This is a genomic window from Saccharopolyspora pogona, assembly GCF_014697215.1.
In the GTDB taxonomy this organism is placed as follows: domain Bacteria; phylum Actinomycetota; class Actinomycetes; order Mycobacteriales; family Pseudonocardiaceae; genus Saccharopolyspora; species Saccharopolyspora hattusasensis.
On sequence record NZ_CP031142.1, the window covers coordinates 5,254,303 to 5,270,967 of the forward strand.

Sequence of the window (16,665 nt, forward strand, 5' to 3'; positions counted from 1 at the left end):
TCCTGTGCCGCCCAAGGGTGCCCCTCACCTCGACGAGATCTCGGATCGGTGCGCTCCACCTCTTGTTCGGAATGGGTACCTTGCGGTGGTGGTAGTTGCGGGAGTCGTGTTGGCCGCCGGTGCCGGTCGTCGGTTCGGGATGCCGAAGGCGCTGGTGGAGTACCGCGGGACGTTGCTGGTCGACCGGGCCGCGCAGGTGCTCGCCGCAGGCGGCTGCGCGCCGATCGTGGTGGTCGTCGGCGCCGCCGCGGACGAGGTCCGCGAACGCGCTGAGCTGACCGGCGCGAGGGTCGTGTTCAACCCGGACTGGGCCACCGGTATGGGCTCGTCGCTGCGCACCGCGCTCGACGCGCTCGCGCCGACCGATGCCGATGCCGCCCTTGTGCTGCCGGTGGACATGCCCGGCATCGGCCCGGAAGCCGTGCGGCGCGTCGCGGCGCTCGCGAAACCAAGCACCCTCGCCGCCGCCGCTCACGACGGCGTCCGCAGCCACCCCGTGCTGCTGGGGCGCGACCACTGGGCCGGAGCCCGCGCGGCGGCCACCGGGGACGCCGGTGCCCGCGGCTACCTCAACGGCCGCAAAGTCGCGCTGGTGGCCTGCGACGACGTGTCGGAAGGCTTCGACATTGACCGTCCCGAAGACCTCGACCGGGGCAACCCGTAGAGTCGACGGCCACGCGTGACCGGCCCGGAACGGCCGCGCAGCACCGACACCGGTCGACGCCGCGTCACGCGAACGCCCGAGCACACCGGACGGCGACGACTGGCTGGTCACCGTCACGGCCGGAACCGATCGCAGCACGGCCAGCGCCCCGGGCCTGATCGCGGCGCGGGACCAGGCCGACCAGCTCATCGAGAAGTTAGCGCCCGGCGCCGCGGGACGTGTCGTGATCCACCTGCTCGACGGCGATGGATTCGCCTTCACCACCGCGTACCTGCAAGCCAGGCACGGCCTGTCCGACGAGGCGACCCGCAAGGCCGTGGCCGCCGCCGCGGCCACGCCCGCGGTGCCCGGTGACCGCGCGCAACTCCGCGAACGCGTGCACAGTGGACGAATCCGACCAGCACCTTAGGATGTCGGCCGTGAAAGCGGCGAGCAGTGCACGCGAGGAGGAAGCAGCGTTGGCCAGCGTCGAATCGAACCAACCGGCCACCGGCCGGGGTCGCCCGCGGGATGCCACCCGCGACGCCGCGCTGCGCCAAGCCGCGATGGAGGTGCTCGCCCAGGTCGGCTACCGGGCGTTGACCATGGATGCCGTCGCCGCCCACGCGCGGGCCGGCAAGGCCACCATTTACCGCCGCTGGGACTCCAAGCTCGACCTGGTCATCGACACCTGCACCCAGCTAGTGCAGCGCAGCGTCCCGGAACCCGACCAGGGCAGCATCGAGGCCGACCTCGGCGAGTTCCTCCGCGGCTTCGCCTCGTTCCTCACGGGCCCGGTCGGCAAGGCGGCCCAGGCGCTGGTCGGCGAACTCCCGCACGAACCCGAACTGGCCGCGGCCTTCCGCGAATCCTTCCTGCTGCCGCAGCGGGACATGCTGCGCCGCATCATCGAACGCGGCGTGCAGCGCGGCGAGATCCGCGCCGACGCGCCGATCGACACGGTCGTCGAACTCGCCGGCGCCGGCCTGATCTACCGCCTGATGCTCACGGACGAGCCGCTCGACACCGGTTTCGTCGACCGGCTCCTCCGCGAAGGCCTGCTGCCACTGCTGCACACCGCCACACCGTCGGCGTAGTCCGGCCTGGAAAACCAGGCGCTAGGGTGGTGCCAAGTGGTGGATGGAGGTCGGCGTGGCGCACGGATCGGTGACGGACCTAAGCCGCTGGCCGGTGAAGTCGCTGCGCGGTGAGCGCGTCGACGCGGCCCGCTTCGACGACCGCGGAATGGCCGGTGACCGCACGTACGCGCTGCTCGACGAGCGCGCCACCCGAACCGGCAACGTGCTGACCGTCCGGCAGAACCCGATGATGCTCAGCTGGGCGGCAAGCTACGGCGACGTCGCCGACCCGACCGAACCGCCGACGCTTCGCGGCCCGGACGGCGTGGACTGGTCCTGGACGGACCCCAAGCTCACCGACGTCCTCGCCGACTCGCTGGACATCCCGCTCAGCCTGCGCGCTGCCGACGGGCAGCAGGACCGCGGGCCCACCGTGCTCGTCACCTTCGAAGCCTCCCGCGCCGGTCTGTCCGACGAACTGGGCGCCGACGTCGACCTGCGCCGCTTCCGCACGAACCTGCACGTGACCGCCGACCTGCCGGCCTTCGCCGAAGAGGGCTGGGAACCCGGCACGACGCTCACGGCGGGCGAAGTGGAGCTGGCGGTCACCGGGGACAACGCCGGGCCGTGCATCCGCTGCGCGGTGCCCAGCTGGGACGCCGACGGCCGCGAGCGCTGGCGGGACCTGCAAACCCACCTGATCGGGCGCCACGACAACAAGTTCGGCGTGATCATGCGCGTCACCAAGCCCGGCGAAATCCGCCTCGGCGACGCGGTGCGGCAGGAGCCGTGAGCCTTTTGGGCTGCCGCAGCGGCTGCCGCTGCGGCCCAAAAGACCCACGGGCATTCACCGGAAGAGCTTGCGCACCACCGCAACGGTGACGAGAGCGCCGACACCGATCAGCACGTAGCGCACCCTCGGGTCGTTGAGCTTCTGCTGCAGGCTGGACTTGCCGTACTCGACGAAACGCTTCGGGTCCGCCTTGGCGCTCAGTTGGTCCAGCGTGGCGGCCAGCGCTTCACGCGCCTGCTCGATGTCGCGCTCGATGGTGTCTGGATCACGGGCCACGTGTCCTCCTCGCGTTCACCTGGCTGCTCACACCGTAGAGCACCGCCGAACCCGCCACGCACCAGCGGTTCGCGTGTCGCGCCCCGAGCCCCCGTCCGGGAACTCCCCTCCCGCCAAGATCACCGCACGCGCTAGGCTGTGTCGAGCGGGGCCGTAGCCCAATTGGCAGAGGCACTAGGTTTAGGTCCTAGCCAGTGAGAGTTCGAGTCTCTCCGGCCCCACTACGCTTTCCTGGCCCCGAACGGCAGTCGGGGCCCGTCCGCATCGCGGTGGAGGACCCGCGGACCTGGTCCCGGGTGACGGCTTCGAGGCCCCGGCCAGACCCGCGAGAAGCCCTTCGGCACCGGCCCGGTCGAGCGGCCGCACGCCTGGATGTCCGAGACCGCGACGTCGCCATCTCCGGCGGCGCGGCCACGATCAACCAGTACCTCCGCGGCGGACTCATCGACGAATTGCGCACCCACATCGCCCCGGTCACACTCGGTGCCGGAGAGCGGCTGTTCGATGGCGTGCCCGCGCTGGACCTGAAACTGGTCTCCGCGCGTCCCGCCTCCCTCGTCACCACGTCACCTACCGGGTCCGCCGCTGAACCAGCGGTAGCCGGGATGAGCGGAGGGCCCACCGGGAGCACGGGAACCCGAATCCGCCTCCACCGGGCAACCGAAGCCCAGGACCGCGCGTCTACGCCGCAGAACGGGTTTCGGCTGCGATCGGAGGCGTGATGACCGGGAGAACCGCGGTTTTCGTGGCGGCGGGCACGCTAGCGCTGCTGGGGACGACGGTGCCGGCGGTGGCCCAACCGGCGACCGGGACCGTGTGCGGGATGCACTTCTTCGACCGCAACGTCGACGGCGCTTGGCAGCCCGGCGAGCCGGGCGGCGGCAGCGCGGTCGGGCTGTACCACCTGGACGGCAGCTGGGTGGCGACGGTTGGGACGAATCCCGATGCCACGTACGAAATTCCCGACGTGCCACCCGGCCGGTACCGGGTCGGCATCAACCCGATCGGCTATCAGCCGACCACTCCCAGCGAGGTGGTCGTCGACGTGCGCCCCGGCGGCACCAGCCGCGCCGACTTCGGCAAGCTCGGCAGCGACATCACCGGCGTCACCTGGCACGACGTGAACGCCGACGGGCAACGCCAGGCGGACGAGCCGCTGCTGCCCGGCATCCAGTTCTGGATCGGCAGGTGGGGCAGCGGTACCGACGGCACCGGGCACTACGCGATGCCCAACCAGGGAACCAGCACCTACGTCCTGCGTTTCGTCCCGCCCGGGGGCATGGGGTTCTCGCCGCAGCACGTCGGCGCGCCGGAGACCGACTCCGACGCCGACCCGGCCGACGGCACGGCAACCGCCGTCGTCGCGCTGACCGACGGCAGGATCAACCAGGTCCTGAACCTCGACATCGGCCTGGTCACGAAGTAGGCCGACCACGGCAGTTGCCGTACATGCTTGGACCCTCCCGTCCAATTAGGACTCCCGCGGGAAACCGCCAAACCACGCGCCCGGATGGTTCCGGGCAGATCCGCGTGAACCATCCGCCTCGGCGCGCTCGCCCTGCTCGTCGTGCTGCTGACCAAGGGCCGGCTGGGCTCAGCGCTTTCCTGGACTGGCACCGGGAAACGCCGGCGCTGAAATGCGCCGATGTGCCACCCGCGCAGCTTTCCGTGCGGCTGGTCGAGCCCTCCGGGCTTTCGCTGCACCCGCACGATGCGCTTGACGGCCGCGATCACCCGCTCCCGGACCTGCTCGTCGAAGGACCGGATGTTGACCCGCAGTTCGGCCTGGTCGGGGATGATGTTGTCCTTCGTGCCCGCCTTGATCGCGCCGACGGTGACCACGGCGGTGTCGCTGGGGGCGACCTCGCGGGAAACCACGGTCTGCAGCCGCATCACGGTCGCCGATGCCATCACGACCGGGTCGATGGCGTTCTGCGGCTGGGAGCCGTGCGCTCCGCGACCGAACATGGTGACCTTGATGCCGTCGGCGGCGGACATGCTGGGGCCGCTGATCATGCCCACCGAGCCGGACGGGAACGGGAAGACGTGCTGGCCCAGGCAGACGTCCGGCTTGGGGAACCGGTCGAAGAAGCCGTCGTCGATCATCGCCCGCGCCCCGGCCCCGATCTCCTCGGCGGGCTGGAAGACCGCCACGATCGTGCCCGCCCACCGGTCGCGGGCCGCGACCAGCAGGTCCAGCGCGCCGAGCTGGCAGGTGACGTGCATGTCGTGGCCGCAGGCGTGCATCACCGGGACGTCGTTGCCGTCCGGGTCGGTGCCGCGCCGGGTGCTGGCGTAGTCGAGGCCGGTCTGCTCCAGGACCGGCAGCGCGTCGAAGTCCGCGCGCAGCAGCACCGTCGGCCCCTCGCCGTTGCGGAGCACGCCGACCACGCCCGTGCGCCCGACCCAGGTCACCACCGGGGCGCTTCCAGCCGGCGCGCGACCTCGGCGGCGGTCCGGTGTTCGGCGAAGGACAGCTCCGGGTTCGCGCGCAGGTCCCTGTAGAGATCGGTGAGATCACTCCGGATGTCGTCGAGTCGGCCCAGCACGGCCTCAAGATCGCCCACAGCACCCTCCGTTCGTCTGCCCTCACGCCATGCGCGGTCACCCGAACGCACCACACCTCCCGACCATTCGGCAAGTGAGGGGATCCTTGACCGGCCAGCCGGTCGGAGTTCCCCAGCGAGTCTGGAGCTGGTCAGCGGTGGGCGGGGAACTCCACGACCTGTTGGTAGGTCGGGCGGTTCTGCCAGCTGATCTTCTCCTGGGCGATGCCGCCGATCTTGGTCTGCAGGATCGCGTCCGCGCACCACTGGTCGCCGGGCTTGCAGTCCGCGTCGCCCGGGTAGGTTTCGGCCGCCGGGGTCGCTGCCGCCTGCTGCAGGGTGTCAAGCAGTATTTGCCGGCATGTCTCCGCGTTTCCGCCGCCGCACAGCGGCTCGCCGAACCCGCCGGGCACCGGCTCCCCCAGCACCGCGCGGATGTCCTTGGACACCTGGCCGAACCAGCCGAACTGGAACGACGACCCCTGGTGGCCTTGGCCGACGTGCAGGCCCGGTTCGCCGTTCTGCCAGCCCGAAGGCGACTCGTTGATCTGCATCACGTCGGTCATCGCCTGGTAGGCCGCGCCGCCCACGGCGGGCTCGAACTCACCGCGCACCAGCAGCGGCCACCACGCGTCCAGCAGCTCGATCGCGTCGGGGTGCGCGTAATCTCTGCTGCCCGGTTCGGTCTCCACGCGCTTGCCACCGTCGGCCAGCCACGCGCGCAGCTCGTCGACCAGCGCCGCCACCTGCGGGTCGGTGACGGGCTGGGTGTCGATCAGCCGCAGCAGGTCCGGGAGGACCCGTTCGGCGCGTAGGTCGGTGACGCCCGCGTCGGCCATCGCCTGGGTCAGCGTGACGCGGTTGAACTTGCCGCCCGCCGCGATGTGCTCGGCGACGCGGCGGTCGAGCAGGTCGCCGCGCTGCACCGCGCCCTTCTCCGCCCGGTCGCCGGCCGTGCCGGGCGCCTGCTTGTTGTTCCAGCTGACGTAGTAGTCCTGGTTGATCGAGTTCGGGTGCTCCCGAAACGGGGCGTAGGCGGCGGTGTTGTCGGCCGGGTTCCAGTCCTGCCACTCGAACGCCGGGTCGGAGGCGATCGGCATGCTCGGGTCGACGTCCGGCTTGTGCACCACGCTCGCCCCGGAGTTGAAGTAGACCGTGTCGGTGGCGTCCGCGTAGAACCAGTTGAAGGTGTAGTTGACGTCGTGGGCGGCGCGCTGGAAGTCCCGCGCCGAGGTGATCACGGACGGGTCGTTGAACTTCTGGAAGCCGATGATCGAGTCGACCTCGTGCAGGAACGTAGAGCGGGCGCGGGCGAACGCCACCGGCTTGCCTTCGACGGTCGCCCGGTGCGTCACCGGCCCGTAGCGGGTGCGGAAGGACACCAGCCGGTAGGAGCCCTGCGGGGTGTCGTCGCCGAGGTTCGGCTGCCACGCGTTCTCGCGTTCGACGGTCTGCATCGGCAGGCATTCGCCGCGGAAGCGGTAGGAGTTGGAGTCCTTCGTTGCCGGGCGGCCGTCCGGTTCGCACAGCTCGACGGCGTAGGTGTCGATCATGTCCTGCGACGCCGTGGTGGCGCTCCAGGCGTAGTCCTGGCCGCGGCCGAGCAGCGTGTAGAAGCTCAGCCCGGCGAAGGAGGCGCCCTTCGACGAGATGCCCGGCCCCTGGAGTTCCTGCAGGGTCAGCAGCTGGGGCGAGAAGTAGCCGGTCTGCGGCCCGAAAACCGCCACCGGGTGACCGCTTTCGGTGTGCGCGCCAGAGACCACGAGCGCGTTGGACATGCCGCGCGCCTGCCCCATGCCGCCCGGCACCACGCCGTCGTCGAAGATGCCGCGCAGGCTTTCCACGGGATCGCCGGTGGCCGGGCGGGGGTTGACCGATTCCGGCCGGGCGGCCGGTTCGGGGGCTTCGGCGGCCGAGCCGGTCGGCTCGAAGATCAGCTGCTGGGCGGAAACCGAACCGGGGTCCGGAATCACGACGCCCCGCGGGTTCGCCGGTGAGCCGCCGTACGGGAACGACTGCCCGTCGTGGATGGTGCTGATGGCTTCGGGATCGTTCTCGGCGCGTAACGCCGCCCAGATCTGTTCGCCGCGCTCCGGCCCGAACCGCTCGTGCAGCGACATCCGCGCGACCGCGTTCTGCACCTCGTGGCCGCCGCCACCGCCGAACTGGGCGCCGACCAGCGAGGCCAGCACGACCAGGTCGGTGAGCTTGAACGGTTCGATCCGGCCTTCGTTGGTGATCGGATCGACTGGCCGGTGGCGACGTACTCGCCGGGAAAGTACCGCCCGCTGTGCGACTTCTCGATGTATTCGTTGATCCCGTCCACATAGGACTTAGCGTCTTCGAACGCGAGGCGGCCGGGCTCCCCGAAGCGCGAAACGGTGTCGATCTGCTGCTGCAGCTCCTGCTCGGTGTACGGGGAGACGGAGAAGAACTGCTGCTCCAGCTGGCGATTGGCCGGGGCGCCGCCGGCGAACGGGGTCACCTCGCCGCGCCCGGCGCGGCGCATCGCGTCCATCAGGAACAGCTTGTCCTCGGCGGTCGCGAAGCCCGCGCCGTACGCGGTGCCGGACCGGGTGATGCCGTAGATGTGCGGGATTCCGGCGGTCTTGTCCCGGATGATGGTGACGTCTTCGCGCGGCTGGTAGGCCCGCTCGACGTCGTCGGGCCGCACGCCGAACGAGTTGTCGTTGAAGAACTCGTCGATGGTTCCGGTGGTCAGCTCCGAGTAGCCGCCGGCGAGGCGGTCGTACTTGGCGAGCTGGTCGTCGGAGTGCGGCGGCCGGGTGCCCAGCAGCATGTGCGCGACGAGCTCGGCGAAGGTCGCGTTGCCGTTCTGGCCGGGCGGCAGGATATGGTGGCACTGCTCCCGGCAGTAGTCCGTGACGGGTTCCGGTGCCGGTTCGGCGGTCGAGGCCGGTGCGATCAGCAGGGAACCGACGACTGCCGCGGCGCTGAGCGCGGCCAGGGTGCGCGATCGTCGCGACATGCCAGGGCCCTCCCGATAGGTCGTCGCCGACCTCGGACGCTAGCTACCCAAAGAGTAAAAACGAAAGACTTTCACGTTAATCTTGACCCGAACGGTCCAACGCGAAAACCCAGGCAGACCAACGAAAACCGGCACCACGACTTCACGGACTGTGGACAACCCCCACAACCTGTGGACAACTCCCCAATCTGTGGACAACTTCCGCAATTTCAATGAGGTGATCTCGGTAAGAAGTGGCTGAAGGCGGCCTGCCGGAATGGGTGTGTGATCGGGTAGGGCTGGCCTGGGGAGAGTGGGACGTGGGGTCCCTGGTAGAAGAAGTTCGACCAAGAAACGATCTTCGACCAGGGAAGGCCCCACGTGGTCACGTATTCTGCCAAACTCGATGTTCCCCGTGAACTGGTGCTCTTCCTCAGCAAGCTGCTGGCCGGTGAACGCCGCCGGAAAGGGACCCGCAAGAGGCGCCGGGCGTTGACCACGTTCTGGCAGGCTGTGCTGGTCCTGCGGTGGTTCCGCGACCGCACCGACACCACCAAACTGGCCCGCGATCACGGTGTCGCCCGCGCGACCGGCTACCGGTATGTCGACGAGGGCATCGAGGCGCTGGCCGCGCAGGCCCCGGATCTGCACGACGCCCTGCAACGGGCCAAAGACAACGGCGACGCCTATCTGATCCTGGACGGCAAAAACTTCTCCTCCGACCGTCTCGGCGAAAAGACCACCAGCACCAAAGGCACCGAGATCGACCTGTGGTACTCCGGGAAAACCCGCGAACAAGCCGGCAACATCCAAGCACTGACGGACCCGGACGGGTTCCCGCTGTGGGTCTCCGACGTCGAGCCCGGGTCCGTCCACGACATCACCGACGCTGAAAACCACGTCCTCGGCGCCCTGTACTGGGCTTACTCCCAGCTCGACCTGCCCACCCTGGCCGACGGCGGCTACCAGGGTGCCGGAGCCGGGGTCCTCACCCCGATCAAACACCCCAAAACCAGCAAAGGCCGCCCACTCGACGTCGACAACCAGACCTACAACAAACTGCTGCGCGGCCTGCGCGCCCTCGGCGAACGTGGATTCGCCCTGCTCACCGGCCGTTGGCGCGCCCTACGACACTTCACCACCAGCCCCCGCAAAATCGGCACCATCGTCAAAGCCGCACTCGTACTCACCCAATTCGAACACGGCCGACTCGCATAACCCCCTACTGAGATCACCTCAATGTAAATCAGAGGTCCGATTTCCATTGAAATTGCGGACCGTCAGGACGCTTTGGCGGGGGACACCTCGCCGCTCTTCCACTTGGCGTTCTCCAGCTCCAGCGCCGTCCACAGTAGATTCAGCGGGTGCTCGGCGTAGTAGCCCTGCCGCTCCCCTCGGCGCGTGAACGCACCCACCAGCACCTGCATCTTCGGCCCGACGTCGTTCACCAGCTCGATGGTGCGCAGGCCCTGGCCCTCCGGCAGCCGACCGTCGCCGGCCGCCTCGCCCACCCCCCGCGTGACGATCATGCAGCCGTGCAGCAGCTCCGAACGCAGCAGGTCGAACCCGTAGCGGACGTCGTCAATCTCGGCGGCGATGTCGAGCTTGTCGCGGAAGTCGGTGCCGAACCAGCCGTGCAGGAATCCGGAGATCAGTCCGCTCGCCGGCACCACCAGCGGCACCGCGTGCAGTTCACTCGCGCGCATCACGCGGTTCGGCAACTGTTCGCCGGATAAGTTCGTGACCAGGCTCAGACCGCTGCGCCGCCACTCCATTACGTCGAATTCGGCCAGCACCGAGTCGTCCTCGGCGATCAGCACGCTACCGCAGACCAGATCCGCTTGCTTCGTGCGCAATGCGTCCAACAACTCGCGGGTCCGCAAGTGCGTGACGCGCAAATCGATTCCGCGTTCCTGGAATTCCTCGGCCACGTGTTCTCCCGCATTGGCGAGGAAACCGAGAGTGAAGCGAGTAGTGCCGACAGTAACCGTTTCACCGCGAAGTCGTCTCGATTCGCGAACGCCGTCCAACCAGTCCGCCAAGGTGTCCCGCGCGATCTCCACGAAGGCTTCACCGGTGGCTGTGAACAACACCTTCTTTCCGCGCCCCTGCTTTACGACGAGTGGTTCTCCGCACAGCTGTTTGAAGTTCCGGTTCAGCGTGTCCAACTGCTTCTGCACGCTGGACTGCTCCCGCCCGAGCGATCGCGCCGCGGCCAGCGCGGTTCCCACCTCGTGCACCAGGACCAAGGTCCGCAATTGGTCCATTGTGGTATCCAGCAGCGCGGCCGGTGATTGCAGCAGGCGGCTGCGCAGGTCGGTCGCGGGCAAGCTTGCGGTTCCGGCTAACGGCACGGCTGCTTCCTTCTCTCTTCCCTTTCTCGCCGGAGTGTAGTGCGCCGAACTGATCTGCGTGTCAGAACTAATGATCTGCGGAATTTTTCCGGAAAGTGCTGGAAACCCGTGCGGCGCGGTGTAATGATCTGCCTCGCCCCAGTAGCGGTCGATCGTCGACCGCCCGGTGAACTCGGGGCAATTCGCACGGACGCGGGCTGCGGTGGCGTGAGCACCGCAGCCTGCCTGGAGAGGATTCGCGAAGCATCATGCGCACCACCACCGCTGCGTCCTGCCCGGGCGCGGCGTCGGACGACGTCTGTTCCCGCAGCGCGTGGGCCCGCGCCGGGAGCGCAGCGCCGGACAACGGGAGCGTCGCGCGGCGGTCGACACGGCTACCAGATCCCCCGGATTTCATCCCCCTTTTCTGAATCCTGGCAAGGAGAAACACGCCGTGACGTACTCCCAGACCGCTCCCCCGGCGACCGGTGCACCCGGCACGCTCAAGAAGCCCGGCACGCTGCTGGCGCTGGTAGTCATCTCCGCGATCTCCGCGTTATCCGGCCTGATCGGCGCGATCTACGTGTTCGCCGGTGGCCGCGGCCTCGCGGAGAGCTACGCGACCAGCCTCGTCACCAGCAACCCCGAGGTCTTCGACCTCGACACGGTCATGGAGACGATGGGCACCGACAACGCCCAGGACGTCGTCGAGCTCGCCAAGTCCGTTGACATGTGGGACAGCGTGGTCTCCATCGCGCACGCCGAGCTGATCTTCAAGGCGTTCCTGCTGATCATCTTCGCCGCGCCGCTGCTGCTGTTCACCCTGTTGGCGCTCAAGGGTGCGACCTGGGCGCGCGTCCTGATCACCGTCTTCGCGATCCTGTCGCTGTTCGGCGGCCTGGCTACGGCGTTCGGCTACGGCCCGCAGCTGCTGAACATCACGGGCTTCATCGGCCTGCCGACCGCGATCATCGCGGTCGTGCTGTGCTGGCTGCCGGCGAACAACCGCTACGCGAAGGCCCGCAAGCCGGCCGCCTGATCTGGAATCGGCAGCGCCGCACTGGGGGTCGGCGCAGCGGAATTCCACAACGACGGAGGCCCGGCACCGAGAGGGGTCGGTGCCGGGCCTCCGTCTTCTCTGCTACGAACGAGCCTGGGAACAGGCGTTTCTCAGGCGGACTTGAGTTGTTGGCGTTGGCGGCCGAGGCCGTCGATCTCCAGCTCCATCACGTCGCCGGCCGCCAGGTGCGGGAACCGCCCGGACATCGCCACGCCCTCCGGCGTCCCGGTGTTGACCAGGTCGCCCGGCTCCAGCGTCAGATACTGCGACAGGTGCCGGACGATCTCCGCGACACCGAAGATCGTGTCCGCGGTGTTGGAGTCCTGCCGCGCCTCGCCGTTGACGAACGAGCGCAGCCGCAGCGCCTGCGGGTCGGCGATCTCGTCGGCCGGGACCAGCCACGGGCCGACCGGGTTGAACGTCTCGCAGCACTTGCCCTTGGACCACTGCCCGCCGGAGTGCTCCTTCTGGAACGCCCGCTCGGACACGTCGTTGGACACCACGAACCCGGCGATGCAGTCCAGGGCCTGCTCGGCGCTTTCCAGGTAGTGGGCCCGGCGGCCGATCACGACACCGAGCTCCACCTCCCAGTCGGTCTGCTCGGCGCCGCGCGGGATCAGCACGTCGTCGTACGGCCCGACGACCGTGTTCGGGTGCTTGAAGAACAGGATCGGCACCTCCGGCGGGGCCGAACCGGACTCCGCGGCGTGCGCGGCGTAGTTCTGGCCGATGCACAGCACCGCCATCGGCCGCGCGATCGGCGCGCCGACCCGCAGGCCGGTGCCGTCGCCGGCGTCGTCGACCGCGGGCAGCTCACCGGCGGCCAGCGCCGCGCGGGCCCGCTGGACGCCGTCACCGGCGAGGAACTCACCGTCGATGTCGTTGGTGATCGGGCTCAGATCGAACACCCGGCCCTGGTCGTCTGCCACGTGAGGACGCTCAGCACCCACCGGACCCAACCTAAGAAACTTCATCTCGCTCCTTCTCGAACGTGCGTGGTCGGCTTGCGCAGCGGTGCGGGTAGCGGAACCTCAGACGCCAATGCGCCACGCTGGGGTAGGTCGTCCCTGAGAACCCTGGCGGGGTGGGCACAGCCTGAGAACCCGCGGCGGTGCAAGTTGCGCACGTGGCAGAAAGCGGCTGACGCCGCGTGCCTGATCGTCGAACTTGCACTTAACAACCCGCTCCTCCCGGCCCACGCGACTTCCTCCGGCACTGCCGTCACGGCTGGTCGGCCGGGTGGGATGCGGGTGCACCCCGAGACCAGGTCGCAACGGCAACCCTCCGACCTTCCACGGAACCGGCCCGGAAGGCAATACCTAACGGGTGGGGCCGGCCGTCAAGCTCGGAGCGCGCGGGTCACCGCGCCGAGCCCTTCCGCGATGGCGCGCAACTGGTCGCGGTCGAGCACGTCGATTAGGTTCGCGCGGACCAGTTCCACGTGCCCGGGCGCGGTCGCGCGCAGCTTCTCCCGGCCCACTCCGGTGAGCCCGGCGACGACGCCCCGGTCGTCGGTGTCGCAGGTCCGGCGGCGCACCAGCCCGGCCTTCTCCAGCTGGGTGACCTGGTAGGTCAGGCCGCTCTTCGAGGTCACCACCCGCTGGGCGAGCTCGGTCATGCGCAGCTCGCCGCCGGGCTCGGCGGCGAGCCGGACCAGGATCTCGTACTGCGGGTGGGACAGCCCCGCCTGCTCGCGCAGCTGCTGCTCGACCCGCCGGGCGATCAGGTTGCTCGCCTCCACGAAGGCGTTCCAGGCGGCCATCTCGTCGGCGTCCAGCCAGCGCGGTTCCGTCATGCCACCACCCTAGCTTGTTCAAATTCGAACGACAGCGTAACTTGGGGTGTGGTTCAAATTCGAACTAGGAGGATCGCCATGACCGCACCGGCGGCGGACCGGATGCCCGCTCTCTACCTCAGCCACGGCGCGCCGCCGCTGGCCAACGACCCGCAGTGGCCCGACCAGCTCGCGGCCTGGTCCCGCGACCTGCCAAAGCCGGAGGCCATCCTGATCATCTCGGCGCACTGGGAGGAGTCGCCGCTGGCGATCGGAGCCACCACGACCGTGCCGCTGGTGTACGACTTCTGGGGTTTCCCCGAGCACTACTACTCGGTCCAGTACGCCGCGCCCGGCGCGCCGGAACTCGCCGCCCGGGTGCGCTCGCTGGTGCGCAGCCCGGACACGCCGGTGCAGGACTTCCCGGAACGCGGCCTCGACCACGGCGCGTACGTGCCGTTGAAGGAGATGTACCCGGACGCCGACGTGCCGGTGCTGCAGATCTCCATGCCGACGCTGGAGCCGGAGCGACTGATGCGCATCGGCCGGGCGCTGGAACCGCTGCGCGACGAAGGCGTGCTCATCGTGGGCAGCGGCTTCTTCACGCACAACCTCGCCGCACTGCGCGCCGAGACCACGCCGAGCTGGTCGACGGAGTTCGACGACTGGGGCGCGCGGGCCCTCGAAGCGCGCGACGTGGACGCGCTGCTCGACTTCCAGCACAAGGCCCCGGCGGGCCGCCTGGCGCACCCCCGCACCGAGCACTTCGCGCCGCTGTTCGTGGCGCTGGGCGCGGCGGGCAAGGACCTCGACCAGCAGAAGATCGCCATCGACGGCTTCTGGTGGGGCCTGGCCAAGCGCTCCATCCAGTTCGGCTCTTGACTATCCTCCCCACGGCTAAAGCCGGGGGATTCCAACCCTCACAGGTTGGGGTTCCTGCTTCACGGCCGATTGCGCGCGAGGAAGCTCGCCCCGTCTCACATCAGCTCCACAGGCATCGCCAGAAGTTCCCCTGGCTACGGCTTGACCAGCCGCAAGGATGTTCTTCGCCGCGTTGATGTCCCGGTCGTGCCGGGTGCGGCAGCCCGGGCATGTCCATGCCCGAACGGAAAGCTTCAACCCGGACAGCACATACCCACAGCTCGAGCACGTCTTGGTGGACGGGTACCAACGATCCACCACCACAAGAATCTTGCCCGCACGACTGGTCTTGTATTCCAGCTGGCTACGGAACTCACCCCACCCGCAGTCGGAGATGGCCCGCGCGAGCCTCCGATTACGGACCATGTTGCTGACCGAGAGGTCTTCCACCGCGATCACATCCGCACCGCACACCAGGTTCGTGGACGTGCGATGCAGAAAATCCTGGCGCGCGTTACGTACTTTACGGTGCGCACGAGCAACCTTGCCCTTGGCCTTACGCCGGTTCGCCGAACCCTTCTGTTTGCGGGCCATCTGCCGCTGGTAGCGGGCCAGGTTACGAGCCTTGCGTTCCAGATGCTTCGGGTTCGCGATCCGCTCACCATCGCTGGTGACAGCGAAGTCCTTCACACCCAGGTCGACCCCGACGGCATGCCCGGTTTCCGGCATGGGTTCAGGGTCGGCGGTGTCGACCTGAAACGTCACGTACCAACGACCGTCCGCGTCACGGGAGACCACGACCATCGTGGGATTCAGCGCGCGAACGTGCCGGCATCCCAGGACCACACGAACCGCAGCGGCGCGGCCTGTTTGGCGAGGAAAAGCTGTCCCTCGCGCATCCGGAACGCCGAGCGAGTGTAATGCGCCGACTGGCGCCCGTTGCGGGACTTGAACCGGGGATACCGCGCACGCCCGGCGAAGAAGTTCTGAAACGCGGTGTGCTGGTGCCGAAGCGTCTGCTGCAACGGCACGCTCGACACCTCACCGAGGAACGCCAGCTCCTCGGTTTTCTTCAACCGCGTCAAGGTCGCGTCGGTCTCCTTGTACGAGACCCGGCGGCCCTCGCCATGGTAGGTACGGTGGCGTTCGGCGAGGGTCTTGTTCCATACCAGGCGCACACACCCGAACGTGCGACCCAACCGGGCCCGCTGTCCGGAGTCCGGGTAAGCCCGGCACCGGTACGCCAACCGCATAAAGATCATGTGAAACGACCATCGATCACAAGTAAGCGTGGGTGGGTTACCGCTGGGCGCCTCGTGCTGGACTTGACGCGCTTCCTCCCCACGGATAAATCCGGGGGCCTCCGCACTACGTTCCTTTCGTGAGTGCGAAAACCGGTTCTTAGGGCTTTCGCACTCACGACAGCTGATCAGCGGCGGAGCTGATGTTCGACGGAGGCGACCACATTGGACAGTGGCGCGCGGGTCTCGTCGGTCCAGTCCGGCCCGCAGCGCGGCGTCGGCGCGGAGACCGACATGGCCGCCACAACCTCGCCCGAGTGGTCGCGGATCGGCATCGCGACGCAGCGGCAGCCGACGATGTACTCCTCGTCGTCGACGGCGAAACCGCGCACCCGGGCCTGCTCGATCTCGGCGTGCAGCTCGGTCGGATCGGTCACGGTGTGCGCGGTGAAGGGCGCCAGCTCCACTTCGCGGTAGCGGCGCTCCAGTTCGTCGTCGGACAGCCCGGCCAGCAGCGCCTTGCCCAGCCCGACGGCGTGCGCAGGCAGCCGCATGCCGACCGCGGACACCAGCTTCATCGGCTGCGGCGACTCGGCGATGGCGATGTAGACGTTCTCGATGCCGTCCAGCCGGGACAGCTGCACGGTCTCGCCGGTCTCCTGCGCGAGCCGCTCCATCAGCGGCAGCGCCAGGCCGACGATGTCGCGGTGCCCGGTGTAGCCCTGTCCGACGGTCCAGGCCTTCAGCCCCAGCCCGTAGGTGCGGGTGGTCTGGTCGAACTCGGCGAAGCCGCGGTGCACCAAGGTGCCGAGCAGGCCGTGCACGCTGGACAGCGGCAGCCGGAGGGTTTCGGCGATGTCGCTGAGCCGGTGCCGGCCGCGGGAGAGCAGCTCGAGGATGACCAGCGCGCGGTCGGCGGATTTGACCACGTTCTGCCCGCTGCCCGCCTGCTCAGCGGTGGCCGGTTCCGCCTTCACGCCGAAGTTCCTCCTGCTCCGTTGCCGCCGCGCTCCCCCGCACGACCTACTGAACAGTACAGCGGGCGAGCCTGGCCCGCGCAGCTCGTCCAGGAGACGCAGGCGGCGCAGCTC

General features: G+C 68.8%; 17 protein-coding genes, 1 tRNA gene and 2 pseudogenes. 10 read left to right on the forward strand and 10 right to left on the reverse strand.

The genetic code is table 11. The annotated features are described in order from the left end of the window. The first annotated feature begins 88 nt into the window (after positions 1 to 88). The 4 genes from DL519_RS24165 to DL519_RS24180 all read left to right on the forward strand — a co-directional run bounded on the left by DL519_RS24165 (position 89) and on the right by DL519_RS24180 (position 2,515). Positions 89 to 664, forward strand: a complete 576-nt coding sequence (locus DL519_RS24165) for a nucleotidyltransferase family protein (RefSeq protein WP_223840342.1) — start codon at positions 89 to 91, stop codon at positions 662 to 664. A 223-nt stretch (positions 665 to 887) separates the two neighbouring features. Next, complete coding sequence (locus DL519_RS47130) at positions 888 to 1,073, forward strand: hypothetical protein (protein WP_223839472.1); 186 nt, start codon at positions 888 to 890, stop codon at positions 1,071 to 1,073. Between the two features lies 1 nt (position 1,074). Further along, on the forward strand, positions 1,075 to 1,740 hold the full coding sequence (locus DL519_RS24175) for a TetR/AcrR family transcriptional regulator (RefSeq protein WP_223839474.1): 666 nt from the start codon (positions 1,075 to 1,077) through the stop codon (positions 1,738 to 1,740). 55 nt (positions 1,741 to 1,795) lie between these two features. After that, complete coding sequence (locus tag DL519_RS24180) at positions 1,796 to 2,515, forward strand: MOSC domain-containing protein (protein WP_190818179.1); 720 nt, start codon at positions 1,796 to 1,798, stop codon at positions 2,513 to 2,515. A 54-nt stretch (positions 2,516 to 2,569) separates the two neighbouring features. On the opposite strand, the gene DL519_RS24185 is transcribed toward DL519_RS24180, so the two are convergent. After that, entirely contained in the window at positions 2,570 to 2,791 is a 222-nt protein-coding gene (locus DL519_RS24185; protein WP_190818181.1) for a DUF3618 domain-containing protein, read from the reverse strand. 147 nt (positions 2,792 to 2,938) lie between these two features. Between DL519_RS24185 and DL519_RS24190 the strand changes: the two genes are divergently transcribed. The 3 genes from DL519_RS24190 (at position 2,939) to DL519_RS24200 (ending at position 4,217) form a co-directional block, all read left to right on the forward strand. Beyond that, positions 2,939 to 3,012, forward strand: a tRNA-Leu gene (locus DL519_RS24190). Positions 3,013 to 3,087: 75 nt separating this feature from the next. After that, complete coding sequence (locus DL519_RS24195; RefSeq protein ID WP_223839476.1) at positions 3,088 to 3,513, forward strand: dihydrofolate reductase family protein; 426 nt, start codon at positions 3,088 to 3,090, stop codon at positions 3,511 to 3,513. Next, positions 3,513 to 4,217 carry an SdrD B-like domain-containing protein gene (locus DL519_RS24200; RefSeq protein WP_190818183.1) on the forward strand — a complete coding sequence of 235 codons (705 nt, stop codon included), beginning with the start codon at positions 3,513 to 3,515 and terminating at the stop codon, positions 4,215 to 4,217. Before DL519_RS24195 ends, DL519_RS24200 begins: the two co-directional genes overlap by 1 nt. 335 nt (positions 4,218 to 4,552) lie before the next feature. On the opposite strand, the pseudogene DL519_RS24205 reads toward DL519_RS24200, so the two are convergent. From DL519_RS24205 to DL519_RS24210, 3 genes and pseudogenes are all read right to left on the reverse strand, one after another. Further along, positions 4,553 to 5,209: pseudogene (locus DL519_RS24205) on the reverse strand (amidohydrolase); the annotation flags it as partial. Next, positions 5,203 to 5,358, reverse strand: coding sequence for a hypothetical protein (locus tag DL519_RS50335; protein ID WP_397544971.1), 156 nt, complete (start codon positions 5,356 to 5,358; stop codon positions 5,203 to 5,205). The pseudogene DL519_RS24205 and the gene DL519_RS50335, both read right to left, overlap by 7 nt. Before the next feature lie 131 nt (positions 5,359 to 5,489). Next, positions 5,490 to 8,326 (reverse strand): annotated as a pseudogene (locus DL519_RS24210) (penicillin acylase family protein). A gap of 360 nt (positions 8,327 to 8,686) precedes the next feature. Here DL519_RS24210 and DL519_RS24215 point away from each other — a divergent pair. After that, positions 8,687 to 9,523 (forward strand): transposase family protein, encoded by an 837-nt coding sequence (locus DL519_RS24215; protein ID WP_190818189.1) that lies wholly within the window; start codon positions 8,687 to 8,689, stop codon positions 9,521 to 9,523. A 62-nt stretch (positions 9,524 to 9,585) separates the two neighbouring features. Here the strand turns inward: DL519_RS24215 and DL519_RS24220 are convergent, their stop codons facing one another. After that, positions 9,586 to 10,659, reverse strand: a complete 1,074-nt coding sequence (locus DL519_RS24220; protein WP_190818191.1) for a LysR family transcriptional regulator — start codon at positions 10,657 to 10,659, stop codon at positions 9,586 to 9,588. A gap of 433 nt (positions 10,660 to 11,092) precedes the next feature. On the opposite strand from DL519_RS24220, the gene DL519_RS24225 reads away from it, so the two are divergent. Further along, entirely contained in the window at positions 11,093 to 11,677 is a 585-nt protein-coding gene (locus tag DL519_RS24225; protein WP_190818193.1) for a hypothetical protein, read from the forward strand. 131 nt (positions 11,678 to 11,808) lie between these two features. On the opposite strand, the gene DL519_RS24230 is transcribed toward DL519_RS24225, so the two are convergent. Together DL519_RS24230 and DL519_RS24235 are read right to left on the reverse strand one after the other, a co-directional pair. After that, a complete protein-coding gene (locus DL519_RS24230) occupies positions 11,809 to 12,672 on the reverse strand; it encodes a fumarylacetoacetate hydrolase family protein (RefSeq protein WP_190818195.1) in 864 nt (287 codons plus the stop codon). 365 nt (positions 12,673 to 13,037) lie between these two features. Then, on the reverse strand, positions 13,038 to 13,493 hold the full coding sequence (locus DL519_RS24235) for a MarR family winged helix-turn-helix transcriptional regulator (protein WP_190818197.1): 456 nt from the start codon (positions 13,491 to 13,493) through the stop codon (positions 13,038 to 13,040). 78 nt (positions 13,494 to 13,571) lie between these two features. Between DL519_RS24235 and DL519_RS24240 the strand changes: the two genes are divergently transcribed. Further along, entirely contained in the window at positions 13,572 to 14,354 is a 783-nt protein-coding gene (locus DL519_RS24240) for a dioxygenase family protein (protein WP_190818199.1), read from the forward strand. A gap of 15 nt (positions 14,355 to 14,369) precedes the next feature. On the opposite strand, the gene DL519_RS47135 is transcribed toward DL519_RS24240, so the two are convergent. From DL519_RS47135 to DL519_RS24250, 3 genes are all read right to left on the reverse strand, one after another. Continuing rightward, positions 14,370 to 15,137: an RNA-guided endonuclease InsQ/TnpB family protein gene (locus DL519_RS47135; RefSeq protein WP_223839478.1), complete on the reverse strand. Its 768-nt coding sequence runs from the start codon at positions 15,135 to 15,137 to the stop codon at positions 14,370 to 14,372. Between the two features lie 8 nt (positions 15,138 to 15,145). Continuing rightward, on the reverse strand, positions 15,146 to 15,595 hold the full coding sequence (locus DL519_RS47140) for an RNA-guided endonuclease InsQ/TnpB family protein (RefSeq protein WP_223839480.1): 450 nt from the start codon (positions 15,593 to 15,595) through the stop codon (positions 15,146 to 15,148). A gap of 167 nt (positions 15,596 to 15,762) precedes the next feature. Then, complete coding sequence (locus DL519_RS24250) at positions 15,763 to 16,551, reverse strand: IclR family transcriptional regulator (protein WP_190818201.1); 789 nt, start codon at positions 16,549 to 16,551, stop codon at positions 15,763 to 15,765. Positions 16,552 to 16,665 lie beyond the last annotated feature (114 nt).